This window comes from Halorhodospira sp. 9622 (assembly GCF_022228025.1).
In the GTDB taxonomy this organism is placed as follows: domain Bacteria; phylum Pseudomonadota; class Gammaproteobacteria; order Nitrococcales; family Halorhodospiraceae; genus Halorhodospira; species Halorhodospira halophila_A.
In genome coordinates, this window is the sequence record NZ_JAJNRE010000003.1 from 90,147 (window position 1) to 115,084 (window position 24,938).

Consider the following 24,938-nt stretch of genomic DNA (forward strand, 5'->3'; position numbering starts at 1 on the left):
AGCGAAGCGGAGAAAAGACCGTTCGGTGGAGGCCCGTCAGGGCCGGAACGAACTGGAATGCATGGTTATACCTAGTAAAGGTCAAACTCATTGCGATTTATATCGTCTTTAGCAATTCCAATTAGTTGCTCTACTACATCGGTTCCGTCTTGAAGCTTCGCATCTCCGACAACCTCTTGGTTAGCGGTGAAAATATCACCAATCCTTAAGCCACCTTTTGCAATGTAAATCCGATACTCCCCAGTCTCTTGTACGCGGAAAACCATCAACTCATAGTCAGTATCACGAGCACGATATGTTTCTTTTCGGACTTGTTCCATGTGCGTAAACATATACATCCTCATTGGGTATAACGCCAAGCGTAACCGGACCCATAAAGCAGAGCGACGAAGGAGCGGCGCTTTATGGGTCCGAGTTTACGCTCTTGTTAGCCTATCCTAAGCAAGACGGACAGTTTTTCTATAGATGCCATTAATTTTACGACCTTTCTGTTGTGCTTCAGCATCACATGTCACAACCCGCTCCTCATGTCCGAGTTGTTTAGGAACAGAGCAAAGAATCCTCATATTGAAGGGGCCGCCTGACTTTACCCAATTCTTCAAAAATATCCACTGAGCAAAACCATTTGTTCTTGTAGAGAAGATCTCATAAACATCTGAGCGAATCTTATTTTTTATTTGCGATTTAACCTGACACTTCAAGATCTTTGGAATGGCAAGCTCAAAGAGAATATCACCCTTCAAATCCAGATCGTTCTGGCCTGAAACGGATGTGGTTGTTGGATGTATGCCCAGGAAGGTGATTGATTCGTGTTTTGGCGCTGCTTGCACCAGTACCCTATCTACCTTGGCATATGATTTCTTCTTCTGTTGCCGTGTAAGCCCATAACTAAACCCCAGCGACTCTCGGGGAGCCACAGAGAATGAAAATATGTCATGAGTTTGGGGGTCGTACTTGGCTTCCTGACAGATATGCGTTCTTACTTCCTCGGAAAGATTATCAAAATCTAGTTTTGTGGCTTCATTCGTTATTTCTAATTCGAAAGGTCCGTAGGGCATTTTCCTTATCCTCTTTCTGTGTGAATTGTCTTGTTGACTAACCGTGGTATGGAAAGATTCTTTGTATTCCGATCCGGCGTGATTCTGTATATCCGGCTGCGCCAGGATGCGGCTGGAGAGTGATTGTGCGGCTCGGTGCAATAACAGTGTGCCGTTCAGCGAGACGGGGTTCTGGGCGGCGGAGAAGCTCGCAAGACAGTTGGGGCCCGCGTGGCCGCGGTTCTGCGTACGGCAGGTCCGAGAGGTACACCCTCGAGGCGCCCAAGGGCAGGTGGTGTGGCGAGCTCCACGCGCAGTCGTCCGTTGACATGTTGGCCAGTGAAGCACCTTACAGCGGCGGGCTGCAAGAGCGCGCGCCACCTGGCGCGGAACGCTTAAGCGGGCGGGGTGAAAGACGGAGGGCCGCCAAGTCTCAGCGGCTCGGCGGATTCTGTATAAACTCTTGGAGTTGACCCGTTGAGGCGGATCCCTGACCGTTGGCCCCGAGGAGGTATGCAACCATGACCCTCCTAGTCCCCCTGGCCCTAGCCCTAACGCTTCTCCTTGACCCCGTATCCGGTTCATTTGGGGTCGAGGACCTACCGACGACCTCGACTCGAGTCGGCGGAGAACCTATCGAAGTCCGAATCGCCAACACGCGGACGGCTCGAGCCCAGGGGTTTCAGCATGCAAGCCCGGAACAGCTGAGCACAGAACGGGTCCTCTTCGTCTGGAGCGAACCCCACCGACCGAGCTTCCACATGCATAACGTATCCGCGCCGTTGGACATCGCCTGGATTGCCGAGGGAGAGATCATCGCGATCGAGCGGATGACCCCAGGCGAACAAGGATACCGCCCCCCTGAGCCTGTTGATGCCGCGCTGGAACTGGCGCCCAAACAGACGGAGACCATCGGCATAGAACCGGGAACCCAGATCGAGATCCCTTGAATTGCGTGCTCCGACGAGTCCGACCTCTCACCCCACTGATCGTGAACGACCTGTACCGCTGCGCCACATCAGGATGGGTCCAGTATTTAGAGGCTTCCCAATCCATCAACGCTCGCCTGAACCGTTACTGCGTAACGTGGGCTTGAGGTCGAGGAAGGCATCCTGCGCCGGTCCATCGAGGGTATTCAGGACGTGCGCAACGGCTTCCTCAAGGACCCACTCGAGCACGGCGCGCTGGGTCATGCCGTGGTGGACGGCCAGGCGCTCAAGGTTGAGCTTGGCCCTGAAGTGGACCATGGCGTTGATGCGCTCCAGCATCTCGACGTCCTCATCAAGGCCCTTGAGATGACGCTGACGATAGGCTCGTTGTCTCTCGGCATTCGAAGAGGCCATCCCGTCCCCCCTATCACCGTTTACCGCTCCGGTAGCTGGCCCAAGTGAAGGCCAGAGCTGTGCCGTCCTCAAGCAGCCGATCGATGACGCGCTCGCCTAGAATCTGCGTCAAGTCCTGGCATCCGAGGTTCGAGATCACGACGGTCGGCCGCATGTCCGAGTACCGCCGGTTGAAGATCTCAAAAAGCACCATGCGCTCGTGCTCGGAGCCGGTCTGAGCGCCCACCTCGTCGAGGACCAACAGCGGCAAACCAGCGAGCCAGTCGAACACGTCCTGCTCGGTCTGCTCACTCGTCCGGTCATAGGTTCGACGCACCTGACGCACCGCGTCGGAGACGGTGGCGTAACGTGCCTGCCGCTGGTGCGCAGCAATGACATAGCGCGCGATAGCACAGCCGAGGTGGGTCTTTCCGGTACCCACCCCACCCGAGAGGATGAGGTTCGTCCCATTCTGGAGGCGCTCAGGAAACGTCTCCGCGTAGCGGCGGCAAGCTTCACGCACCCGAACCGCTGAGTCCGCTTCGGCGTCAAACGCCTCAAACGAGGCGTCTTGATACCGCTCTGGGATGCCGGCTAACCGGATCATCGTCTGGGTACGCTGCTGTCGTCTCTGCTCCATGTCCTCCCGCCGCTGACGCTGGCGTTGCGCGTCCAGGCAGTGCGGACACCCCCCGCCGACCCAGCGATCACCCAGCCAGGTGTAGATGGCCGTGTACTGGCCGTGGTCAGGGCAGTACTCCTGCTTCTCACGATGGTGGCTATTGAGAGCGTGCGCGATGCTTTGCATAATCCCTCCTACCAGTCGGGGTCCGTTTCAAAGCCCGCAGCCGCGAACACATCAACCTCGGCTTGGTAGCTCTTCTGCGACGTATGCTCATCGAGCGTGGTGCGCGGAGCCGCTCCACCGGACCCTCGGCCACGCTCGATGGGCTCTTTCCAGCGTTCCTCCCGTAGGTAATTGCCTGGGTTGGGGATATAGCCAGCGATCCAGCGCCGATCCTCCAACTGCCTGCATGCGATGTCGCTGAGGATGGCGTCGATCTGCCAGCGCAGCCCGCGCGAGCGGAAGATTTCGTAGGCCTCACGCCGTTTGACCTTCCTTGGGTAGGCCACCCAAAACCGCTCGAAGATCTCGCGGTCATTGGCTTCGGAAGCATCGGCGCTGCGCTGGGCGGAGGCCGAGAGCGTTCCAGCAAGGCCAGCTTCACACACCCGTGCGCCCCCTAACCGATAGGCCCCCTCGGTGTGTAATGGGGCTTCTCTCCGGAGACCGGATACCGGAGGTGTGTTGGCTTGGGTCTGTACCGGGGGTGTCGGGTTAGGGTCGGGATGCCTGTCGGGTTGAGCCCGCGAACGCCCGTCACATGCGAGCCGGGTCGTGTCGGGATCTGTGTCGGGTTCGCTATGCCGGCTTTGTGTCGGGTTTGTGCCGGGTTTTTCCCGCTCAGACGAGTCCGTATGGGCCATCGGACAGTGAAAGATGAGCCGCTTCCCTTGGGTACACTCGACCGTTAACCCCGACCGGTTCAGCCAATCCACCGAGCGCCTTACGGCGGATTTGCTCGGTGTACCGGTGTCGGTCAGGCCCTGGTGCGGCTCGACATGGCAGGCTTCGCGCAGTGATTGCCAGCTGATACGCCGCTGCACACCGACCAGGCCCGTCCGGTAATCCATATACGGCCGGATACCGAGGATGTAGACACGGAGCGCCAGGCTCGGGAGCCCCGTTAACGCCTGGAGTTCTTCCTGGGTCAATTTGATGGCACTCATGAGCGCCCTCCCTCGACCGCCGGTTCGGCCCGACCCCTTGCGGCATACTCCCGCTGGATGGCTTCGGCTTCTTGCACGAGCTGCCACACAGCCTGCGCAGGAACGCAGCACCTCTGGGCAACTCGCAGATACCGTTTCGCATCAGGTAGGCCGTGGTGCTGTTGCCAGGATTGCCAGACGACGTCGGCCCGTTCCGGCTGAAGACGGGGTGGGCGCCCCTGGTGCCGAGACACTCCCAGCGTCCGGCGACGACGGGCCACCTCTGCAGGCGTCATCCCGAAAAGCGCTTCCATCATCGCCCCGTGGGCATGATGGCGGATCAGTTCATCGGCGAGCTCGTCCTCCTCGGCACGGCGACGAGCGCGATCGATGGCCGCCGCCAGACGCTCAGGATGAACGTGGATGTCGAGAAAGTACCGAGCTTGCGACAGCAGGTAGAGATACTCCCGGAAGGTCAATTTCTCGATCTGCTGCACGCTGCCTTGTTCCTGCTTGCACTCGAGGGCATGCAGAATCGCCTCGTGTGCGAGCTTGGTCGGGCTCATTGTCCTCATGGCTCGCCCTCCCATAGGTTCAGGTTGCGTTCGAGTGCGGCGTTGCGTAGTTGACGGCAGAGCCGCAACAGCTGGATGAAGTCCTGAATATCGGTCTCGGGTACCGATGGGTTCGACCAGAAGTCCATTGCGATTTGGACGTAGCCTGGGGACCCTATGCGACTGCGGACAGCGCCGGGGCTGCTGTTGACGATTTGCGGTAGGTCGTAATGACCAGGTAGATGCGCCCTGCGGGCATCGGAGGCCAACGCCTCGGAGAAAGCAAGCAGGGTCCACCAGATCCACTTCCGAGCGGGGTGCTGGGAGCCGGCGTCAGGGGCCTCCGGCAACTCAACCAGGTAGCCGACCCCGTGATCCCAGGAGTGCACGCACCGATCGAGTTCGTAACGCCTCGCGATACTGTGTGCCAGCCGATAGATGTGCTCGCGCAGATCAGGAACGGACTCGCCCTCTACGACCTCATCATCGGAGGTCGCCTCTGGGCGGAACTCAGGCTCCGGACTGTTCAGAGCTGGTTCCGGTTCGAACGGGGCGGACTCCTCTAGGTCCCCTTCGTCTTCTGCAGAGACCGGGGTGCATGCTGCGGTTGTCCTATCGTCAGGCGCCGTGTTTTCCGACTCCATGGCACCTGACCGAACCATTCCTTCCGGCGCATCATCGTGATCAGCATCCAATACGGAGGTGGACTGATCCTCCATACGATCGATGCGTCCCGGCAGCGGATGGCCGCTCAAAACGGTGTCCAGTTCATAACGCACAGCGCGCTGGTCGATTCCCAGCGCCTCCGCCATCCGGGCTACCAGTTCATCTCGACCTTCCTCCGGATCCCAGTCGGGAGCGTCGGTATGGGCGAGCGCCTGCTCCCAGAGAATGTCGAAATCCTCCGCATCCCGCTGGTAATGACTCCAGACTTCCTGTGCGGCAGCGTAGATCTTCCTGATGTGGTCGAGCGTTTTTGCGCCAAGGCTGTTCAGCGCCTCCGGGATCGCAGCCAGTAGGTGCTGCGCCGCGAATTCATACCGGAGCAGGTGACGCTTGCTGATCGTGTATCCGAGCCCGTGAAGCCGAGCAATGAAGGCATTGCGGCTGAGCTTCTCGCCTGACTCCGCCTCTAGGTGGCCCCGAAGGTGTTCCAGGGCAAGGGCCTTATCGATTAAGGCGAGCTCGCCTCGGAGCTCGTTCTCGACCAGGTGGCTGGTCAGAACCGTAGTCTCACCCTGCCAAGGGTGGTAAAGGCAGTGGACCCGCGCGAAGGCTTCATCCCCGGTCTCCGCATAAAGTTCGCGGAGAATGCGCAGGCGGGTATTGCCGCCGGCGCAGATCGTGTAGTGCTCATCGCCAGGGCGACGGGTCACATCCAGGCTGTTGTTAAGCCCCCGCTGCGCCGCAATCGATTGCTTGATCTCTTCATAGCGGGGGTTTTCCAAACGGCGTGGGTTGTCCTGGTACTCGAGGATCTGCTCGATCGATAGCACCAGCTGGGTCACGGTGAGCGGGTCACCCGGCTGATCCAGGCTGTGCTCCCGGGTACCGTAGTGCCCTTGCCACAGGCCCTGTCGGACCTTTTCAGTCAAACCGCGTTTTGCCATATGCGCCTCCGGCACTCCGAGCCAGGCCGTAGTCGGCTAGACGTCCTCGAGGTGCGGAAAAAGCTCTCGAGTGAGAGCCCGCATGGTCTCGAGCGCTGCGGGGGTCGGCCCGTCGCGCCTGGGCTCCCATTGGTGCACCGGGATCTGCCGGGTAGCCGCCTCTCGGTAGGCCACGGTGGCCGGCACCGTGGTTTCGAGGATGGTGATCTGCCCTTTGCTGGGCTCGTAGGTCTCGCGGCGCAGTTCTTGGGCAATGGCCCGGGCATCCGCTGTGCGATCCATCCGATACAGCAGCCCGCGCAGCGGAGCGATGGGTGCACCAAGCGCCGACATGGGCTTGAGGCGATCGATCATCCCGAGCGTCCCACGAGCGAACTCGCGCGCTGAGAGAATTTCCGGTGGTATCGGCGAGAGGAGCATATCCGCCGACAGGACGGCGGCGTCCTGGAGTGGACCGACGGCCCCTTGGGTGTCGATCAGCACCACGTCATAGATATCGTCGTACTCACTCAGGATGTGCCGGAGACGAACCCGGCCATCGGGCGTGTGCAGGATCCAGTTCTGAAGAGCACCATCCGGGTCATCACTCAGAACCAGATCGAGTAACCCGCCGCCCTCACCATCGATCTTCGTGGTGCTGACAGTACTGCCGGTCTCACCCTCGGTGATGAGCGCCGTCAGACCTCGGGAAGAGGGTGGGTCATGGATCGGGAAATAGCTGGACAGGGTTGGTTGGATGTCTGCATCGACGAGCAGCACACGCTGACCGTGGTCGGCCAGGTAGGCACCAAGGTTCGCGGTAACAGTGGTCTTTCCGACGCCGCCCTTGGTGGAACAGACACAGAGTTTGATTGCCATGTTGCCTCCCCTCCGCTTGCATCAAGCCGGAGGGGAGATGTGCTAGCAATTCACGAGGTAGCCCAAGTGTTGTTGGCAAGCCGTTAGTCAACGGGCCATTCCGGACTCTTAATCAGTAGGTTCAAGGTTCGAGTCCTTGGCGGCCCACCATACACCCGTTTTTCAACGTCCACTGACAGCCTACCCACCAGCCTAAAAGCCCGGCACACGGGCATTTTCCCGTCTCTACTGTCCACTGCCGTCCACTGTAAGCTACCATCATTCGCGGGTAGTAGACAGGGTGCCGGCATGACCGCGCTACCCGCTACCCACTCCGGTGGCGGCACGGCTGCGGGCCAGTACCCACCGCCCGGAGATCAACGCGGACACCCTATAAAGCAGGTGTCACAGGTGTCACAGGTGTCACAGCGTTGTTTTTGAAGGGATTTTCCCGTGACACGAGGCATGTCACAGGTGTCACAGGGTGTCACAAGGGACGGCGAAGGCATGGCGCGAGCAACCAACAAGCTAACGGACCGACAGTGCCGCACGGCAACAGTGCCCAGCGGCAGGCGCCAGGTGAAGCTATCCGACGGCGGCGGGCTCATCCTGCTGGTGAAGACCGACGGCGCCAAGCAATGGCAGCTGCGCTATCGCCGGCCATCCGGGCGCGAGGCAACAATGGGGCTCGGCACCTACCCCGAAGTGACGCTATCGAAGGCACGCGAGCAGCGCGACGAAGCCCGCGCCCTACTCGCCGACGGAATCGACCCCATCGAGAACCGGAAGAGCAGACGGCAGGCCGCGGCATCGGCCGACGCGAGCAGCTTTGAGGCCGTGGCACGCGAGTGGTGGGGCGCGGTCCACTGGCATGAGGTCACGGAATCGCACGCCACGCGCAACCTACGCCGGCTGGAGCAATACGCGTTCCCGACGCTTGGCCGCAGGCCGGTTGGAGAGATTGAGGCGCCCGAGGTGCTGCAGGTGCTGCGACGGATCGAGCAGCAGGGCACCGTGGAGACGGCGCACCGGGTGAAAACCCTGATTGGCCAGGTCTGCCGCTACGCCATCGCCACCGGACGCGGCAGCCGTGACCCTACCGCCGACCTTAAGGGGATGCTGCGATCCCCAACCACGCGCCACCTGCCGGCTGTGACCGACCCCAAAGAGCTGGGCGGGCTGCTGCGCGCCATTGATGGGTATCGAGGCCAGCCCACTACCCGCGCCGCCCTGCAGCTGGCACCCATCCTATTCTGCCGCCCTGGTGAGCTGCGCGCGGCCCGATGGGAGACCTTCGACCTGGACGCGGCCACATGGGATTTTCAGCCGACCAAGGGCGGCGACCCGTTATTGACCCCGCTACCGGATCAGGCGGTTTCGATCCTGCGCGCGCTGGAACCCATCACCGGGCGCGGCCCGTACGTCTTCCCGTCCGGACGCACCGCGGAACGCCCGATCAGCGAGAACACTTTGACGGCTGCGCTTCGACGGATGGACTACGGCGGCCGGATGGTGGCGCACGGCTTCCGCGCGGCGGCCCGGACCATCCTGGTGGAGCGGCTGGGCTGGGGCGTTGAGATTGTGGAAATGCAGCTGGGCCACCGGGTGCGCGACCCCCACGGCCGGGCGTACAACCGAACGCAGTGGATCGAACAACGGGGCGCCATGCTCCAGCAGTGGGCCGACTACCTGGACAGCCTGCGCGGGGATCAGGCGGTCATCCCAATATATGGGGCCCAACGGTAGGACGCTTGTGTACATGTTGGTACGCCGCGGGACAGTAGGGCCTTGAGCGCACACAAAAGCCCATGCTAAGGTTGCGGCAGTGTGTCACATCAGCACACACGAAAAGCCCGCGGCGAGTGCTGCCAACACTCCCCGCGGACCATGAAACCCGCGTCAAGGCGGGCAGGTATCAAACAACCAAAGGTTGATAGCTACAGTTATCGCAGTATACGGATACGTATGGACGTGTACAAGTAGTACTTGACGGGCGTTGCTGCGATGCCCTGCCTGGCCTTGGCGCCCCATCGTTGGAGGCGTCATGCAGAACGATCAGGACCGCATCATCCGACTGCCCGAGGTTCAGCACCTTACGGGCTATAGCCGTAGTGGACTCTACGCCGCCATGCGCCGCGGCGACTTCCCCCAGGGCGTGAAGCTCGGCCCGCGTGCCACCGGCTGGCGCGAAGCCGACGTACGCCAGTGGCTGCAGAGCCGCCCCACCGTCTACGGCGACCAGTGACGGAGGTGCGGCCATGCAAAGCAAAAACGCCCGGTTGGGGCCGGGCGCTGGGGGAAGGTCTGCCCACGATTCTACCCCGGCCCAGGCCCAGGCCCTCGACGCTATCGCCGCCGCAATGGCGGCCCGCGGCATTGCTCCAGCTGGCGGACTCGCCGAGCTAGTCGCCGACGGCCACTTGCACCGTTATCGGGTGGACGGCGACAAGGCCGGAAGCCGTGCGGGCTGGTGTGTCATCCACCTGGACGGAGTGCCCGCCGCGGCATTCGGCAGCTGGAAGCACGGCGTATCCGACACCTGGCGCGCCCGTGCCCCCGCCAGCGAAGCCGAGCGAGCGCAGCACCGCGAACGGATGGACGCGGCCCGCCGCCAGCGCGAAGCCGAGCAGGCCCGCCGACACCAGCAGGCCGCCGACAAGGCAGCCAGCCTATGGGCCAAGGCCCGGCCCGCCGATCCGACCCACCCATACCTGCAGACCAAAGGGGTTCCACCGCTCAAGGCCCGCCAGCTGCGCGACAGCCTGGCGTTGCCGCTCTACGACTTCGACCGCCGGTTGAGCTCGCTGCAGTTTATCGACGGCGGCGGCGGGAAGCGGCTGCTGTCGGGAGGCCGTAAGCGCGGTTGTTTTACCCCCGTGGCCGGCCGCGCCGACACCGCCAGCCGGCTGCTGCTCTGCGAAGGGTGGGCGACGGGAGCCAGCTTGCACCAGCTGGACGACACCGCCTTGGTACTCGCCGCGGTGGACGCTCACAACCTGCAGCCAGTGGCCGAAGGTGCGCGCCGACGGTGGCCCTGGCTGCCGCTGGTGGTGTGTGCCGACGCCGACCCAGTGGGCGAACGCAAGGCCCGCGCCGCTGCCCTGGCGGTGGGCGGCGAAGTGGCGATACCCGACGCGGGTGACTTCAACGATGCCGTGCAAGCGGCAAGGGGGGAAGGATGATGGATCAGGAGACGGAAGGCCGGGTGGTCGCCATCCGGCCGGAATCGCCGCACGAATCGCCGCCGCGCTACCCGGCCGAAACCGAGATTGAGCGCCCGGGGTTCGCGGTCCATGACGATTGGTTTTCGACCGGCGGGCGACAGCAGCCGCCCGGCTTGTACTGGCATGACTGGGGCCGCGGCGAAGACCCCGAGCCGGTCGATACATGGATCGCCGCGCCGGTTCGGGCGCTCGCGCTCACATCCGACGAAGACGGACGCAGCGCCGGGCTGCTGCTGCGCTTCCGCGACCACTTCGGGCAGTGGCGCGAGTGGTCGATGCCGCTGCACCTGCTCAAAGGTAGCGGCGATGAGCTGCGCGGCGAGCTGCTGGACATGGGGTTCCGGTTCAACGTCCGCCAGGCCAGGCGGTTTAGCGAGTGGCTGATGCAGCAGCACCCGCGCGAGCGATTGATCGCGGCCACCCGCACGGGCTGGCACCCGACGGGCGACGGCCGTTGTTTCGTCCTACCAAGCGGAACCATCGGCAGCGATGAGGTGCGCCACCAATCAGAGCACCCGGGCGTGGATGACTTCCGGCAGGCCGGGACGCTGGACGGATGGCGGGAAACGGTGGCCCAGCCGTGCCGAGGGAATCCGGTGCTGCTGCTTTCCGTATCCGCCGCCCTCGCCGGCCCGTTGCTCAAGGTCGCCGAACTACGGGACGCCGGGGGCAACGGGCTCCACCTGGTGGGCGACAGCTCACAGGGCAAGACGACGGCACTGCAGGCGGCCGCATCCGTATGGGGTGGCCCGGGATTCGTCCGAACCTGGCGGGCAACCGCCAACGGACTGGAGGCAGCCGCCGCCGCACTCAATGACACGGCGTTGATCCTCGACGAAATCAGCGAATGCGACTCGCGCGAAGTCGGCGCCATCGTCTACGCACTGGCCAACGGTAACGGCAAGCAGCGCGCCCGCCGGGAAGGCGGCAGTCGCCAGGCGGCCCGGTGGCGGGTAGTGGCCCTGAGCACTGGCGAACGCTCGCTATCAGCGCACATGGCCGAAGGCGGGGGCCGGATCAAGGCCGGGCAATCGGTACGACTGCTGGACGTGCCAGCCACGCGCCGGGAGCACGGCGCCTTCGACCAGTTGCACGGGCACGCCCACGGCGGGGCGCTCGCCGACGCGATCAAGCAGGCAGCGGAAGCGCACTACGGCCACGCTGGCACCGCATTCGTTCGCTACCTACTGGATTGCGACCACGATTTGCCCGGGCTGCTCAAGGACACCCGGGAGGTGGGCGGCTTCGATGCCAGCGAGGGGCTGGAGCGGCGAGCCGCTGGAGTTTTTGCCCTGGTGGGGCTGGCGGGCGAGCTCGCCAGCGAGGCAGGCATCACCGGATGGGCCGAAGGCGAGGCCCTGGACGCAGCAACGGCGGCGTTCGACTGGTGGCGAGCGGCCAAGGGCACCGGCCGAACCGAGCAGCAGCAAATCCTAGACGCGGTGGCCGACTTTCTCGCGCGCCACGGGGACGCAAGGTTCAGCCCCATCAACGGCGAGCCGCGCCCAGTGCAGAACCGGGCCGGCTACTGGCGAGATGACCCGGAAGGCCGGGTGTACTTGCTGCACTCGGCAGCCCTGCAGGAAGCCGCCGCCGGCTTCGACACGGTGCGGGCACTCGACGCCCTGGAGTCAGCCGGATGGCTTGCCGAGCGTGAGGGGCGCGCCCGAAGCGTGCGAGTACGCCCCCAGGGGCAGCCGCTTCGGCGCTTCTACGCGGTGCGGCCGGTGGAGGATGGCGATGGGAGTGCGTGACCTACTCCAGCGGCGGGCATCTGTGACACCGCGTGACATCTGTGACACCGGGCGTGTCACAGAAAAATCCCTTGTAAATCAACGCTGTGACACCTGTGACACCTGTGACACCACAAAAGACCACGGCGGGAATCGTGACGCCGCCAACGATGCCCCGGAGTGGAGCCCGGCCGACGTGGCCGAAGCCGCCGAGGAACGTGCCGCCATCGTGGCGGAATCGACGGGCGCCAGCGCGGAAGACGTGGCGCGGTCATCGAAGCGGTTTTACGCCCACGTCTTCGGCCCGGGGCAGGAAACCGGGTGCTGTCGGGCAGCGTTTGACCGCTACTGCGACGAAGGGGCACGGCTCAAGCGGGAATACGAGGCGGCGGTGGCGGCGTGCGATGCCTCGCTGCCCGAGCTGACGGCCGCGCGGGCGCGAGTGAATCAGGGGGAAGTATGACCAGCAACAAGCAGATCAGGCGCGAGCAGCAGCGCGAGCAGATCAAGGCCGCACGGCAGTGGCTGGCGGAGCGGTTTCCCGCGGTCTTCGACGAAGGGGGCATACCGCTGGCCATTGGCGCCCACCAGCAGGCGCACGATGCCGCGGCCGCCGACCCGGAGGCACCGCCACACTGGGCCATCCAGACGGCCTTCCGCCGGTGGGTAAACCATCCTCGCTATTGGGAGGGGCTGGCGGCGAAGCGGACCCGTCGGAACCTGGACGGCAGCGAAGCGGGAGAGGTCACAGACGAACAGGCCAAACGGGCTGTGAAGCAACTCAAAGAGCACCGCCGGCAGCAGGCGGCGAAACGAAAGCAGCAGGGAGGGCAGCAGCAGAGCAGCGAGAAAACGCACCAGGCGACCGAGAAGGTAGGACGGACCGGCCGCCCGGTGCTCACCCTTAAAGGCAAACGCCGGCAACGCCGGCAGGGGGATGGTACGCAATGACAGCACAGATCGCAGCCTGGGGCCGACTGGGGAAAGCGCCGCGGCCGATTGACACGAAAACGGGCAAGCCCATGACCGTGGCGAGCCTGGCGGTGGATGTTGGCGACGATGACGGGCCGGAGTGGCTGGGGCTGGTGGCGTTCGGCCGCCAAGCCGAGCAGCTGGCCCAGCATCAGCAGGGCGACTGTATCAGCGTGTCGGGGCGACTCCAGCGGCGAAGCTACACCGGCAGCGATGGCGAGCAGCGCCGCGAGCTGCAGGCCGTGGTGGATGCCCTGGTGAGCAGCCGAAGCGTCCGACCGGGCGGCCGAAAGAAACGCCAGCAGCAGGCAGCCGGTGGCGGCGACCTCGCCGAAGCCCGGGAACTCCACGGGCAACCACCGGCGCCTGACTACGGCGTTAACGAAACGAAAGCCGCCAACGGGCTCAAGTTTTCTGCAACGCGGCCGCCGTCAATTATGGGAGCAATATCGCAGATGCAAGGGAAGATGGGGGCAGTCATGGCAGGGTTTACTAACACACGCCGTCGGAACACCACAGAAGCAAGAAATCACGGAGTCTGTACGAAACGCACCATAACGATGACCCTAGTCGGCCTGCTTGCAGCAGCCATGTCATCTGCTGTCAGCGCGCAGGGCGGCGGTTGGTCCTTCGAGGGGCCAGATTTACCGGGACAGGATTTTTATGCGGGTGCTTTTATTTCGCAGTGGACTTTCGAGCCCGAAAGCGAACTTCTGGGGGCCGATGCGGGAACCAGCATGCAATCAGTGGGTGGCGGCGTTCTCTTAGGTGTAAGGCTATATAATCAAATGACACTGGAGACGCGGCTGACAACCGGCTTTTCGGATGATTCTGACAATAACCTGGACGCTGAACTTGAGCACTCTCTATCCGCGTTGGGGCGTTTCAATCTTGACCTAGGACTCCCTTGGCGTAACGAAATATATATTATGGGCGGCGTTACAAGTTACACGTTCGAGCTCTCTAGAACGGACAGCGACGAATCATTAACTCGCTCCGAATTGGCGCTAGCTGCTGGTGTCGGTGCAACCCACCGAGTAACTCAACGCGTGTGGATATTTGCAGAATATTTCAACCAAGCGGTTTTCAAGGAAGACGACCTCGATAGTATCGGTGCCGGAGGGATGATCCGCTTTTAATGCAGAGATGCGCGCCTCGCTCGGCATCACTGAAAGGCATGACTAAACACATGCTACGCCCTGCCTGATCATATTCCGCCGAGGAGTTATTCGTTGCTCCAAATCCGGTTGGCGCTGCAGGAACTGATCGGGAGCCTGAAGGCGAAAAACGAGGTCGGCGACTAGCGAGGCAGAGGGGGAGGCACGGGGTGGACTTACGTCGATACTTGATCTTCCGATGCCAGAGGCAACTGCCGATGATCGACGAAAGCGAGCCCGTGAGCTTGCCGAACCTGGAGCCGTTGGAGCTCCCCGACCCCGAACCGCTGGCGTTACCCGACCCGGAGCCGCTGGCGTTACCGGGTGACGGTTTACCGCCCTACAAAGGGGGAAGCGATGACCTTTACGCGCTAACCCGCCGGCCGATCCGCACGGGTGACGTTGTGGAGGTGGAGGGCCGCCCGGGCGAGTGGCGGGTGGTGTCCAGGGCGGCGGAAACGGCACTGCTAGAGCATTGCGACACGCGGCGGCGTGAGCGGGTGTCGGTGGCTCGAGGGGACGCAGCGGGGACGCACCCCCAACGCGCGAGGGTAGAGCGCGGGGACCCTGCGACGGTGCCGGGTGCAACCGCGGGGGCGCCGAGTCCCGGGGCTCGGGTAAATATCGCGCCGGGTGACACTTCAACAACAACAAGGCGCCGGGGTTTCTTTACCGGTACGCGCGCGGGAATTTTCTGCCATCGTTTCGCGCGCGCGGAATTTCCCGACACCGTTACGCGCGCGAGGGGTGCGGCACCTTGCCGCGGTTCCCCGAACACTACGCGCGCCCCTCGAGGTTTTCGGAGCACTACGCGCGGGGAATATTCTGACCCGGGAAAAAAGACCCCCAGGGGCGCCGAGCGCCTTTGAGGCAAACGCCCGGGGACCGACGGGGCACAGCGGCGCGTGTACGCCCGCGCATGGAACTTGTGGCCCGGGATTGGCCGGGCGATACCCACCCGATACGGCGGCGATGCGCCGCGACTACCCGCCGGCCCTGGCGGGCTACCGTAAGGCGCAACACCAACCCCGCAACCCAAGGCACCGCCGTGCAACTCACCACCGGGCAAGCCGCGGCCGCGTATGGCGTCCACCGTTCCACCGTGCACAGGGCGATCAAGGCCGGGCGGATAACCGCGACGCGCCGGGGCGATGGCACGCGCGTGGTCGACCTGGCGGAGCTCATCCGCCTATGGGGTGAGCCGGCGCACCCGCCCGGGGAGCAACGCCCGGGCAACGCTGGCGGCGATGACGTGCAACGGGAGACGGTGGAGGCGTTGCGGGCATTGCGCGATGAGGTGGCCGCGCTCCGGGGTGAGATAGCCGAACAAAGGCGATTGCCGCCACCCCCTACCCCCTCGGCATTTTAGCGCCTGGTGTGGCCCGCCACGCGCCAGCTGCACAGGGAGAAGGCCCGCGAGATACCCCCGCATTGTCTGGCGGATGGAAGCAAAAAGCCCGGCACAATAGCCGGGCTGCCCGAGCCGATGACGGCACGTTGATGGTTGATTACGCAGCGGCCCGCCAGGCGGCGACCGTTTCCGCGTGGAGTTGATCCGCCAGCGCGGCGGCCCGATGGTCGCCAAGGGCCAGCGCCATTCGCTTGGCCCCCAGCAACTCGCTGGTGATGCCGTGGTAGTCCGGTTGATCCTTGGCGAGCCTGGCGCGGGTGGCTTCGGCGATGCCCTGCAGGGTGATGTTGTCGGTTTTCATGGGGTGCGCCCTTTTGCCGCGGTTGGTTTTTGGCAACGGACGCGTGCGGGTACTGGTGCGGGTAGCGGCAACCCACGTTGCCGTTACTTTCCTTTTTTTTCAGTGGCTTACAGCTTTTGTGTGGTGGCTTGGCGGCCCACCAGCTTCGCTACCATTGGCAACCCTACGTATGCCAGGGTAGACACCAGGCCAGGGGCGAGCCCGCTTGACTCCCCGTTGGCGGGCTCCGAAGAGCCGGTGCTGCCACACCGGCTCTTCTCCCACTTCCTTGTGACCCCTGGGCAAACAACTCTTGGTAGTGCTCGAACCGCGGTAGGGGTTCGACCTGCTATCCCGCTCAAGTCGCCTAGATACACCTCCCCGTTTCACTTGCTGCAGCACACCCCCGATGCGCTGCAGCCGTCTTCGTTTCCCATCACCGCATGACTACGCGTTCCAGTCACTCCCCAAGCGTCTCTTACTAATTCCGCCGTTGCCCCCTCCTCTCCTGCCCGACTCCCCGCGGGTCCGGGCAAGACCATCTACCAAACCGTGCCGCAGCGCTCCGCCTCTAGCCGCTATCCGGCTTAGGAGGCGTTGATCAGTGGAGGTACGGCCTGCTGATCCATGCTGCCCGCCTCGGCGAGTCAACCTAGCAAAACCAGCAGCCAAAGAACCACGGCATTGACGATCGCCGTGAACACCGCTGCCGACCCCAGATCCTTGGCGCGCTCGGCCAGCGAATCCCAGTGCTCGCCGGCGCGGTCGACAGCGGCTTCGATACCGGAGTTAAGCAGTTCCGCCACCAGGATCAGCAGAAGACTGCCGACCAGGATCGCGCGCTCGGCACCGTCCGCCCCTAGCATCAGGGCCAGCAGGCCGAGGGGCGGAATCACGACCATCTCCTCCCGGAACGCAGGCTCCTGACGCCAGGCGGCCTGCAAACCCCGCCAGGAGTTACGCAGGGCGCGCGCCATGCGCGGCAACCCGTGACGGCGGGATCGGCTCTGCTCGTCGCGCGGCATCACTCAGGCACTCGTAGTTGGGAGAGCATCCCAGCATGATGCCGCAAAGAAACCGCCCGCGGCAAAGTGCCGCACTATGTGTCGGTTTTCGGGGCTTCGACTATATTCAATCCGCATGCCGTCATGTCCCGGCATTGCGCAATCCAACAACCATGGCAGGAAACGAACGTGAAAGGACTTCGGCTTTTAGGTGGTTCCACCCTCAGCCTTTTGATCGCTGCCTCTCCCTCCCTCGCGGGCGCCTCCTCCTTCTCGGGACCGTATCTGGCCCTTGGCGCGGGTGTGCTGACCTCGCAGACCTACGAGACCAAGCTGCGCGATACCAATGGTGATAGATACGACACCACCTATGGGCAGGAAGACTGGGCCTCGAAGTTCGATATTGTCTTCGGCTTCGGAGAGCGCATCGGTGACCTTTACCTGGCCACGGAGTTCAACTACACCGTCGGCAACCTGGATGGCGAAATCGGCTCTTGGCGAGACAACCAGGGGGAGCGCGGCGAGCTGAGCGTCGACGCCGGTGACGGTCTCGGCGTCTCAGTGCGGGTGGGGCGGATGTTCACGGATACCACCCTCGGCTACGCCAAGGTCACCTACCAGCAGCGCGAACTTGAGCTGACCAGTTCTGGACGCGAAAACAATAACAGCTGGCATGAATCGGACGAAGAGGACTTCGCCGGATTCGGCGTGGGGCTCGGTTTCGAGTATGTCCCACCGGACAGCCCGCTCGGCATCCGCGCCGAGGCCATGCGTATCGATTTCGGCGATGAGACCTTCTCCGATGACTTCAAGGTCGACCTGGTCGAGCACAGCTTCAATCTCTTCGCCTCCTACCATTTCTGACCGTTTGCCCCTCCACCAAAGCCCTGGATCCGGCAGCAAGCGGTTCACTTCGCTTGCTTCCGGGTCGCTACGTCCCAATCCGGCACGCTTGGATCAGACGCCTCCACTCATCCTGAACACGCACGGCTTCATCGGCCCGTCCAGCCATGAGCATCATCGGGTGGGATTGGCCCCACCACCCCGCCATCCGGCATCATGACCGGAGCCGGTGGCGGCGGTATGCGCACGCACCGGCACCGACCGAGCACTCACAGGTTCAGGGAGCGGATCGGACCCATGCACTGCATCCAGATGACCGCTGTTGGCGACCCGGACGTTCTGCAGCCCGCCCAGGTGCCGACCCCGGAGCCGGGCCCCGGGCAGGTGCGCGTGCGCCTGGCCGCCGCCGGCATCAACCCGGTCGACGCCAAGGTGCGGGCCAACGGCCTCTTCAACCCCGATGCACAACCACCGGCGATCCTCGGCTGCGACGGCGCCGGGACCATCGACGCGGTAGGCCCCGGCGTGGAACAGCTCGCCCCCGGTCAGCGGGTGCTGTTCATGAACGGCGGGATCGGCCTGGAGCCGGGCAATTACGCGGAGTACGCGGTACTCGACGCACGCTTCGTCACCCCCACCCCCGACGCCGTCGATGACGTCCACGCCGCAGCCATGCCGCTGGTCGCGCTCACCGCCTGGGAGGCCTTATTCGACCGGGTCGCTCTGCAGAAGGGCGAGCGCGTGCTGATCCACGCCGGCGCCGGCGGCGTAGGCCATGTGGCCATCCAACTCGCCCGGCAGGCGGGCGCCCGGGTCATCACCACCGTCAGCGATCCGGCCAAGGCGGAGATCGTCCGCGAACTGGGCGCCGAGGCGGTGATCCATTACCGGGATGACGACTTCGTCGACGCAGTGGAACACTGGACCGCCGGCGAGGGCGTGGACGTAGTGCTCGACACCGTAGGCGGCGAGGTCTGCACCCGGTCGCTCCACGCCCTCGCCACCTACGGCCGGCTCGTCACCATCCTCGCCCTGCCCGAGGACCTGGACCTGCACCATGCGCGCGTGCACAACCTCACGCTGGTCCAGGAGCTGATGCTCAGCCCCATGGTTCTGGGCCGGGACGATCTGCGCATCCACCAGACCGGGATCCTGGCCAAGTGCGCCCAGCGCATGGCGGCGGGGTCACTGCAGGTGCGTGTTCAGGAGACGTTCCCAATGGCCGAGGCAGCCGCGGCTCATCGGCGGCTCGAGGCCGGCGGCCTGACCGGCAAGCTGGTGCTGACGCTGCCCTGATGCTCCGCAGGAGGACCACCGTCCGATGAGGCACGACCAGCCAGCGCAGCGGCCCCTGACCGTCCTCGGCGTGGATTGCGCCGTCCAGTCCAAGCAAGTGGGGCTGGCCCTCGGGCACTGGGATGGCCGCGGGCTTCGAGTCGAGCGGGTTGCGCTGGGTTCCGCCTCGCGCAGTGCGGCTCAGATCGCACTGGAGTGGCTCGCCGACCACACCCACGCGCCGCTGCTCGCCCTCGATGCGCCCCTCGGGTGGCCGCAGCCACTCGGTCAGCAGCTGGCGCAGCACCGGGCTGGCGACGCGCTGGGCGCCGACGCCAGCGAACTCTTCAATCGGGTGACGGACCGCTTCGTCCACCGGCAAATCGGCAAGAAACCCCTGGATGTCGGTGCCGACCGCATCGCGCGGACCGCCCACGCCGCCCTGGCGTTCGTCGACAAACTCAGATGCGAGCGCGGCTGGACCCTGCCAATGCGCTGGAGCCCCGGCGAGCTGCAGCAAGGCGACGCCGCTGCCGGCGGCCTCATCGAGGTCTACCCCGCCGCCACCCTGCAGGCCCACGCTATACCCGCCAAAGGCTACAAGGGTCGTGATACCGAGGGCAAAACGGCCCGTGAACGCATCGCCTGCGCCATGGCTCAGATGCTGGGTGGGTCGTTCGAGATCCCGGAACTGGCCACCCGCTCCGACGGCCTGGATGCCGTGCTCTGCCTGCTCGCAGCTCGGGACTTCCTCCTCGGCGAGGCGATGCCCCCGGCCGAGATCGACGAATCCCTCAATCGGGAAGGGTGGATCTGGGTGCGCACGCCGCCCCCTGGGAACGACCGACGTACGTCTGCGCCGCCCACCACCCCTTGAAAGGTCGTGCCGAACGACCTATATCGCGGGGTGGGCGAGGAGCGATCGAACGAAAGTGACAGCCAAGGCAAGCAGGTTCGGGCAAACGGGTCGTCGGAACAAAAGGAGGTGAGACTATGGTGGCACGTCGCAACCTCTTCCCGGTGGCCAACTCGGATCTGCACAACCGCGCCGCGAACCGGGATCTGGCGGCACGCGACCGCTTCACGGCGCTGCAGTCTGAGATGATGCGTTTCTTCGACGACCTGCGCCGCGGGGTCGAGGATCCGCTCGCCCAGATCGGCCCGGACATGACAGCGCCGCGGATCGACGTCCAGGAAGACAGCAGCAACCTGTACGTCGTCGCGGAGCTGCCCGGCATGACGGAGAACGACGTCGAGCTGACGTACAACGATGGCGTCCTCCGCATTGCCGGCGAGAAGCGGGTCGAGCACACGGACTCGGGCGAGTCAGACCGGCAGGTCCACGTCACGGAGCGTTCCTACGGGCGTTTTGAGCGGCAGATCCCGCTGAGTCGCGCCATCAACGAGGAACAGATCAACGCCTCGTTCCGGGATGGCGTGCTGACGATCACACTGCCCAAGGCCGAGGAGGGTCAGCAGGGTCGCCGCATCGAGGTCCAGAGGGCCGCCTAGGGCCCGCGCCCTCCTCCTCGCCCGAGTCCCGCACCACGCACGGGCGCCTCCGCGGCGCCCGTTTCTTTTTCGCCCGGGGCCGTCGGTGCGCGCAGCCGAAAAGCCCCCGCGCGGCGCCCCTCCTCAGCCCATCAGGGCGGTGATCGCCTCCTCCAGACGGCGCACCGGGTGGAGTTCCATGCCCGCCACCCCGTGGCGGGGGGCATTCTTGGCCGGCACCACCGCCCGCGTGAAACCGTGCTTGGCCGCCTCGGCCAGGCGCTCCTCGCCACCGGGGACGGGGCGCACCTCGCCGGCCAGACCGAGTTCCCCGAAGACCACCGAGTCCCGCGGCAGGGGCCGATTGCGCAGGCTCGAGAGCACCGCCGCCAGCGCCGGCAGGTCGCCCGCCGTCTCCTGGACACGCACGCCGCCGACCACGTTCAGGAAGACATCCTCGCCGGCGGTGCTGATCCCGCCGTGGCGCTGGAGAACCGCCAGCAGCAGCGCCAGGCGGCTGCCGTCCAGGCCCACGGCCACGCGGCGCGGCTGACTCCCGGCGGAGTCGGCCACCAGCGCCTGAACCTCGAGCAGCAAGGGCCGACTCCCCTCCCGGGTCACCAGCACCGCGCTGCCCGGCACATCCTGATCGTGACGGGAGAGGAAGATGGAGGAGGGATTGCGCACCTGGCGCAGGCCGTCCTCGGCCATGGCAAAGACGCCGAGCTCGTTGGCGGCGCCGAAGCGGTTCTTCACCGCCCGCACCACGCGGTAGCGACTGCCCTGATCGCTCTCGAAGTAGAGCACGGTGTCTACCATGTGCTCGAGCACTCGCGGCCCGGCCAGGTGCCCCTCCTTGGTGACGTGGCCGACCAGGATCACCGCCATGCCGGTGGTCTTCGCCAGACGCACCAGCTGCGCCGCGCTCTCGCGGACCTGGGAGACCGACCCCGGCGCCGAGCCAAGCGCCGCAGTGTGGAAGGTCTGCACCGAGTCGAGCACCAGGGCCCGGGGGCGGATCCGCTCCGCTGCCGCGACGACCTCCTCGACCGCCGTCTCGGCCATGAGCTTCATGGCGTCATCCGCCACGCCCAGGCGCTGCCCCCGCAGCGCCACCTGCTGGAGCGACTCCTCACCGGTAGCGTAGAGCGCCGGGTGCTCGCGGGAGAGGGCCGCCAGCGTCTGCAGCAGCAGGGTCGATTTACCGATCCCCGGCTCGCCGCCGATGAGCACCACCGACCCGGGCACCAGACCGCCGCCGAGGACTCGGTCCAGCTCAGCCACGCCGGTGGCCAGCCGCGGCTCCGGCGCGGTCGATACCTCGGCCAGCGTGGTGATCTCCGTGCCCCGGCCCACCCGGCCACCGCCGGATCCGGCCGGCTGTGCGATCTCCTCGAGCGTATTCCAGGCGCCACACTCCGGGCACTGACCCGCCCATTGCGGTTGCTCCGCGCCACAGTCCGAGCAAAGAAAACGCCGGCGACTGCGGGCCATCAGGACGCCCCCGTATCCACCGGCTCGCGCCGGACGCGGGGCGGCATCCGACAGAAGAGCTCGTAGGCGATGGTGCCGCAGGCGTCGGCCACCTCCTCGGCGCGCACCACGCCGCCCCAGAGCACTGCAGGATCGCCCTCCGCCACCCCTTCAAGGCCGCGCAGGTCCACCGCCAGCAGGTCCATGGAGATCCGCCCCACCAGCTGCGTTCGCCGCCCGGCCACCTCCACCGGCGTGCCGCTCGGCGCATGGCGCGGATACCCGTCGCCATAGCCCACGGAGACCACCCCCACCGGCATCGTCTCGGGGCAGGACCAGGTGGCACCGTAGCCGACCGCATCGCCGGCCTGCAGATGCCGCACCGCCACCACCTGACCGCGAAACGCCATGGCCGGTTGCAGCGCGGGCTGATCCGCCCGGCCATCCACGAACGGCGACGCCCCGTAGAGCATAATGCCGGGGCGCACCCAGTCGTAGTGGCTTGCCGGCCAGCCCAGCACACCGGCCGAATTGGCCGCCGAGCGTGGCCCCGGAAGACCGTCGCAGGCGGCTTCAAAGGTAGCCAGCTGCCGCTCGGTGGCCGGGTTGCCCCGATCATCGGCACACGCCAAGTGGGTCAGGAAGCCGACGTCGGCCCGCACGCCCGGGGCCTCGGTCAGACGGCGCCAGACCGCCTGGACCTCCTCCGGCGGGAAGCCGAGCCGGTGCATACCGCTGTCGACCTTCACCCAAACCGTCACCGGCGAGGCCAGCCGAGCCTGCGCCAGCGCCTCCACCTGCCAATGGGTGTGAATGACCAACTCGAGATCCGCAGCCGCCGCGCGCTCCAGATCCTCGGCCCGGAACGGTCCCTGGAGGAGGACTATACGCTCGCGGAACCCGGCTTCGCGCAGCGCCTCGGCCTCCGTGGCGTCGGTGACGGCAAACGCCTCGGCGTGCCCGCTCAACGCCCGGGCCACATGCGTCAGGCCGTGGCCGTAACCATCGGACTTGATCACGGCCATGACCCGCCGGCCCGGAGCTGCTTCGCGCGCAACCCGGAGATTGGCCCTCAGTGCGCTCAGATCGACCGTGGCCCGCGCTGCCCGGCTCACCCCGGGATCCCCCCGCCGTAGACGTCCTCGATGTAGTTCTCGAACCGGGTGAACTCGCCCAGGAAGGTGAGCTTGACCGTACCGATCGGCCCCTGGCGCTGCTTGGCGATGATCAGCTCGGCCACGCCCTTGTCCGGGGTATCCTCGTTGTAGACCTCATCCCGGTAGATGAACGCAATCAGGTCCGCATCCTGCTCGATGGCGCCCGAGTTGTGACTGACGATACTGTCTGCCACCCAGGATGCCGGCCCGGGCACGGTCAAATCGTAGACATCCTCTTCGCCATCCGGCTCGACGGCGACCAGGGAATCCCAGAACAGATCGCTCTCCTGATGCCTTTGCGGCTCGGACGCAGTCCGGGCAATCGCGATGCGGTCATCGGCGCTTAGCTCATCAACCCGTTGCCAGCCCGAAGCCGTCAGTAAACGGTGCCGTCCTGTAGCCCGCAGCCCCCGTCCGCTCGCCAGCTGAACACGGTAGACCGGACGCCGACCAACACACCAAACCTTCTCCGCCCTCGCGCGCACCAACCGATGGCGCTCGTTGGCGGCAATGACCTCTGGCTCCTCTCCAACCAGTTCAGAGATGGGTGTGCGCCGCCCATCGGCGAGGAGCACCGGGGTATCACCGGTCACGCACTCCCTCAAATCCGACATGATCGGCCGCTTGTTCGGCCGCTGCTCCAGCGAGCGGTTGAGCTGCGACAGGGCGATGACCGGTGTGTTGAGTTCCTTGGCCAGCGCCTTCAGGCCCCGGGAGATCTCCGAAAGCTCGCCGGCGCGGTTCTCCCGGAACCCGGGGATCTGCATCAGCTGCAGGTAGTCGATGACGATCAGCCCGAGCTCATCGTGCTCCCGCTGCAGCCGCCGAGCGCGCGCGCGGATCTCTGTAGGCGTCAGCCCCGGGGAGTCGTCGATGAACAGCGGCGCCTCGGCGAGCAGGCTCATCGTCGAGGTCAGCCGCGGCCAGTCGTCGTCCTGCAGCTTGCCCGAGCGCACCCGCTGCAGGTGCACACGCCCGAGCGAGGCCAGCATGCGCATCGCCAGGGCATCCGCCGGCATCTCCATGGAGAACACCGCCACGGGCTTTTTCAACTGCATGGCCACGTGCTCGACCATGTTCATGGCCACGGTGGTCTTGCCCATGGACGGCCGCCCGGCGACGATCACCAGATCGCCATCCTGGAGCCCGGAGGTCAGGTGATCGAGGTCGTCGAAGCCGGTGGCCAGACCGGTGACGGCCTCTTGGGTGTTGTAGAGGGTATCGATCCGATCGATGACTTGCGGCATGAGCTGCCGCATCCCGACGAAGCCCTGCCGGTGGCGGCCGGTCTGCTCGGCGATCTGGAAGATGGTCTGCTCGGCGTAGTCGAGGAGATCCTCGCTGCTGCGCCCTTCCGGGCGGAAGGCCGCCTCGGCGACATCGGAGCCGGCGCGGATCAGCTGCCGCAGTACCGAGCGCTCGCGGACGATATCCGCATAGGCGCGGATGTTCGCCGCCGAGGGGGTCTCGCGGGCAATACCCCCGAGATAGCTGAGGCCACCAGCCTCTTCGAGCCGGCCCTGCTTGCGCAGCCACCCGGAGAGGGTGACCACGTCCATGGGGTGATTCCCCTCCGCGAGCTCGCCCATGGCCCGGTAGACCAGGCGATGCTCGCGGCGGTAGAAATCCTCCTCGTGGAGACGGTCGGCGACCTGATCCCAGGCGGCGTTGTCGAGCATCAGCCCGCCGAGCACCGCCTGTTCCGCCTCCAGGTCGTGCGGCGGAACCTTCAGGGCCTCGGAGTCCGAGGCGGATCCGTCACCCTGCACCGTCTCCTCCCCGGGTTAC

At 65.1% G+C, this 24,938-nt stretch carries 26 protein-coding genes; 13 read left to right on the plus strand and 13 right to left on the minus strand.

All coding sequences use genetic code 11. The features are described 5' to 3' along the window. Window positions 1-71 precede the first annotated feature (71 nt). Both LRG07_RS02645 and LRG07_RS02650 read right to left on the minus strand, forming a co-directional pair. Window positions 72-332 (minus strand): hypothetical protein, encoded by a 261-nt coding sequence (locus tag LRG07_RS02645; RefSeq protein WP_238641727.1) that lies wholly within the window; start codon window positions 330-332, stop codon window positions 72-74. A gap of 105 nt (window positions 333-437) precedes the next feature. Beyond that, complete coding sequence (locus LRG07_RS02650) at window positions 438-1,058, minus strand: hypothetical protein (protein WP_238641728.1); 621 nt, start codon at window positions 1,056-1,058, stop codon at window positions 438-440. Between the two features lie 500 nt (window positions 1,059-1,558). Between LRG07_RS02650 and LRG07_RS02655 the strand changes: the two genes are divergently transcribed. Then, window positions 1,559-1,987: a DUF192 domain-containing protein gene (locus tag LRG07_RS02655; RefSeq protein ID WP_238641729.1), complete on the plus strand. Its 429-nt coding sequence runs from the start codon at window positions 1,559-1,561 to the stop codon at window positions 1,985-1,987. A gap of 105 nt (window positions 1,988-2,092) precedes the next feature. Here the strand turns inward: LRG07_RS02655 and LRG07_RS02660 are convergent, their stop codons facing one another. From LRG07_RS02660 to LRG07_RS02685, 6 genes are read right to left on the minus strand one after another with little or no spacing between them, the layout of a single operon-like run. After that, window positions 2,093-2,380 (minus strand): hypothetical protein, encoded by a 288-nt coding sequence (locus LRG07_RS02660; RefSeq protein ID WP_238641730.1) that lies wholly within the window; start codon window positions 2,378-2,380, stop codon window positions 2,093-2,095. 13 nt (window positions 2,381-2,393) lie between these two features. Continuing rightward, window positions 2,394-3,167 carry an ATP-binding protein gene (locus LRG07_RS02665; RefSeq protein ID WP_238641731.1) on the minus strand — a complete coding sequence of 258 codons (774 nt, stop codon included), beginning with the start codon at window positions 3,165-3,167 and terminating at the stop codon, window positions 2,394-2,396. An 8-nt stretch (window positions 3,168-3,175) separates the two neighbouring features. Next, a complete protein-coding gene (locus LRG07_RS02670; RefSeq protein ID WP_238641732.1) occupies window positions 3,176-4,150 on the minus strand; it encodes a hypothetical protein in 975 nt (324 codons plus the stop codon). Further along, complete coding sequence (locus tag LRG07_RS02675) at window positions 4,147-4,695, minus strand: STY4526/YPO1902 family pathogenicity island replication protein (RefSeq protein ID WP_238641733.1); 549 nt, start codon at window positions 4,693-4,695, stop codon at window positions 4,147-4,149. The genes LRG07_RS02670 and LRG07_RS02675 overlap by 4 nt, the downstream gene beginning before the upstream one ends. Window positions 4,696-4,700: 5 nt before the next feature. Then, window positions 4,701-6,293, minus strand: a complete 1,593-nt coding sequence (locus tag LRG07_RS02680; RefSeq protein WP_238641734.1) for a ParB family protein — start codon at window positions 6,291-6,293, stop codon at window positions 4,701-4,703. A 36-nt stretch (window positions 6,294-6,329) separates the two neighbouring features. Continuing rightward, window positions 6,330-7,151, minus strand: coding sequence for a ParA family protein (locus LRG07_RS02685; RefSeq protein ID WP_238641735.1), 822 nt, complete (start codon window positions 7,149-7,151; stop codon window positions 6,330-6,332). Between the two features lie 486 nt (window positions 7,152-7,637). On the opposite strand from LRG07_RS02685, the gene LRG07_RS02690 reads away from it, so the two are divergent. From LRG07_RS02690 to LRG07_RS14015, 8 genes are all read left to right on the plus strand, one after another. Next, window positions 7,638-8,876: an integrase arm-type DNA-binding domain-containing protein gene (locus LRG07_RS02690; protein ID WP_238641736.1), complete on the plus strand. Its 1,239-nt coding sequence runs from the start codon at window positions 7,638-7,640 to the stop codon at window positions 8,874-8,876. A gap of 298 nt (window positions 8,877-9,174) precedes the next feature. Then, window positions 9,175-9,375: an AlpA family transcriptional regulator gene (locus LRG07_RS02695; RefSeq protein ID WP_238641737.1), complete on the plus strand. Its 201-nt coding sequence runs from the start codon at window positions 9,175-9,177 to the stop codon at window positions 9,373-9,375. Between the two features lie 13 nt (window positions 9,376-9,388). After that, entirely contained in the window at window positions 9,389-10,312 is a 924-nt protein-coding gene (locus tag LRG07_RS02700) for a toprim domain-containing protein (RefSeq protein WP_238641738.1), read from the plus strand. After that, window positions 10,312-12,108 (plus strand): DUF927 domain-containing protein, encoded by a 1,797-nt coding sequence (locus LRG07_RS02705; protein ID WP_238641739.1) that lies wholly within the window; start codon window positions 10,312-10,314, stop codon window positions 12,106-12,108. The genes LRG07_RS02700 and LRG07_RS02705 overlap by 1 nt, the downstream gene beginning before the upstream one ends. A gap of 175 nt (window positions 12,109-12,283) precedes the next feature. Continuing rightward, on the plus strand, window positions 12,284-12,550 hold the full coding sequence (locus tag LRG07_RS02710) for a hypothetical protein (RefSeq protein WP_238641740.1): 267 nt from the start codon (window positions 12,284-12,286) through the stop codon (window positions 12,548-12,550). Beyond that, window positions 12,547-13,038 (plus strand): ProQ/FINO family protein, encoded by a 492-nt coding sequence (locus tag LRG07_RS02715; RefSeq protein WP_238641741.1) that lies wholly within the window; start codon window positions 12,547-12,549, stop codon window positions 13,036-13,038. The genes LRG07_RS02710 and LRG07_RS02715 overlap by 4 nt, the downstream gene beginning before the upstream one ends. Beyond that, window positions 13,035-14,198: a single-stranded DNA-binding protein gene (locus LRG07_RS02720; RefSeq protein ID WP_238641742.1), complete on the plus strand. Its 1,164-nt coding sequence runs from the start codon at window positions 13,035-13,037 to the stop codon at window positions 14,196-14,198. The genes LRG07_RS02715 and LRG07_RS02720 overlap by 4 nt, the downstream gene beginning before the upstream one ends. 937 nt (window positions 14,199-15,135) lie before the next feature. Next, window positions 15,136-15,585, plus strand: a complete 450-nt coding sequence (locus tag LRG07_RS14015) for a helix-turn-helix domain-containing protein (protein ID WP_370641482.1) — start codon at window positions 15,136-15,138, stop codon at window positions 15,583-15,585. Between the two features lie 139 nt (window positions 15,586-15,724). Here the strand turns inward: LRG07_RS14015 and LRG07_RS02725 are convergent, their stop codons facing one another. Both LRG07_RS02725 and LRG07_RS02730 read right to left on the minus strand, forming a co-directional pair. Then, window positions 15,725-15,928 (minus strand): hypothetical protein, encoded by a 204-nt coding sequence (locus tag LRG07_RS02725; RefSeq protein ID WP_238641743.1) that lies wholly within the window; start codon window positions 15,926-15,928, stop codon window positions 15,725-15,727. 626 nt (window positions 15,929-16,554) lie between these two features. After that, window positions 16,555-16,932, minus strand: a complete 378-nt coding sequence (locus tag LRG07_RS02730) for a diacylglycerol kinase (RefSeq protein WP_238641744.1) — start codon at window positions 16,930-16,932, stop codon at window positions 16,555-16,557. A 123-nt stretch (window positions 16,933-17,055) separates the two neighbouring features. On the opposite strand from LRG07_RS02730, the gene LRG07_RS02735 reads away from it, so the two are divergent. The 4 genes from LRG07_RS02735 to LRG07_RS02750 all read left to right on the plus strand — a co-directional run bounded on the left by LRG07_RS02735 (window position 17,056) and on the right by LRG07_RS02750 (window position 20,541). Next, entirely contained in the window at window positions 17,056-17,775 is a 720-nt protein-coding gene (locus LRG07_RS02735) for an outer membrane protein (protein WP_238641745.1), read from the plus strand. A 276-nt stretch (window positions 17,776-18,051) separates the two neighbouring features. Further along, the gene (locus tag LRG07_RS02740; RefSeq protein WP_238641746.1) at window positions 18,052-19,050 is read left to right on the plus strand and encodes a zinc-binding dehydrogenase; all 999 of its coding nucleotides are present in this window, start codon (window positions 18,052-18,054) and stop codon (window positions 19,048-19,050) included. Window positions 19,051-19,075: 25 nt separating this feature from the next. After that, a complete protein-coding gene (locus LRG07_RS02745) occupies window positions 19,076-19,906 on the plus strand; it encodes a DUF429 domain-containing protein (RefSeq protein ID WP_201168871.1) in 831 nt (276 codons plus the stop codon). A 116-nt stretch (window positions 19,907-20,022) separates the two neighbouring features. Continuing rightward, a complete protein-coding gene (locus LRG07_RS02750; protein ID WP_238641747.1) occupies window positions 20,023-20,541 on the plus strand; it encodes an Hsp20/alpha crystallin family protein in 519 nt (172 codons plus the stop codon). Between the two features lie 123 nt (window positions 20,542-20,664). Here the strand turns inward: LRG07_RS02750 and radA are convergent, their stop codons facing one another. From radA to dnaB, 3 genes are read right to left on the minus strand one after another with little or no spacing between them, the layout of a single operon-like run. Continuing rightward, window positions 20,665-22,014 carry a DNA repair protein RadA gene (gene radA / locus LRG07_RS02755; RefSeq protein WP_238641748.1) on the minus strand — a complete coding sequence of 450 codons (1,350 nt, stop codon included), beginning with the start codon at window positions 22,012-22,014 and terminating at the stop codon, window positions 20,665-20,667. Then, entirely contained in the window at window positions 22,014-23,108 is a 1,095-nt protein-coding gene (alr, locus tag LRG07_RS02760; protein WP_238641749.1) for an alanine racemase, read from the minus strand. Before alr ends, radA begins: the two co-directional genes overlap by 1 nt. Beyond that, on the minus strand, window positions 23,105-24,919 hold the full coding sequence (gene dnaB, locus LRG07_RS02765) for a replicative DNA helicase (protein WP_238641750.1): 1,815 nt from the start codon (window positions 24,917-24,919) through the stop codon (window positions 23,105-23,107). Before dnaB ends, alr begins: the two co-directional genes overlap by 4 nt. Window positions 24,920-24,938: the final 19 nt, after the last annotated feature.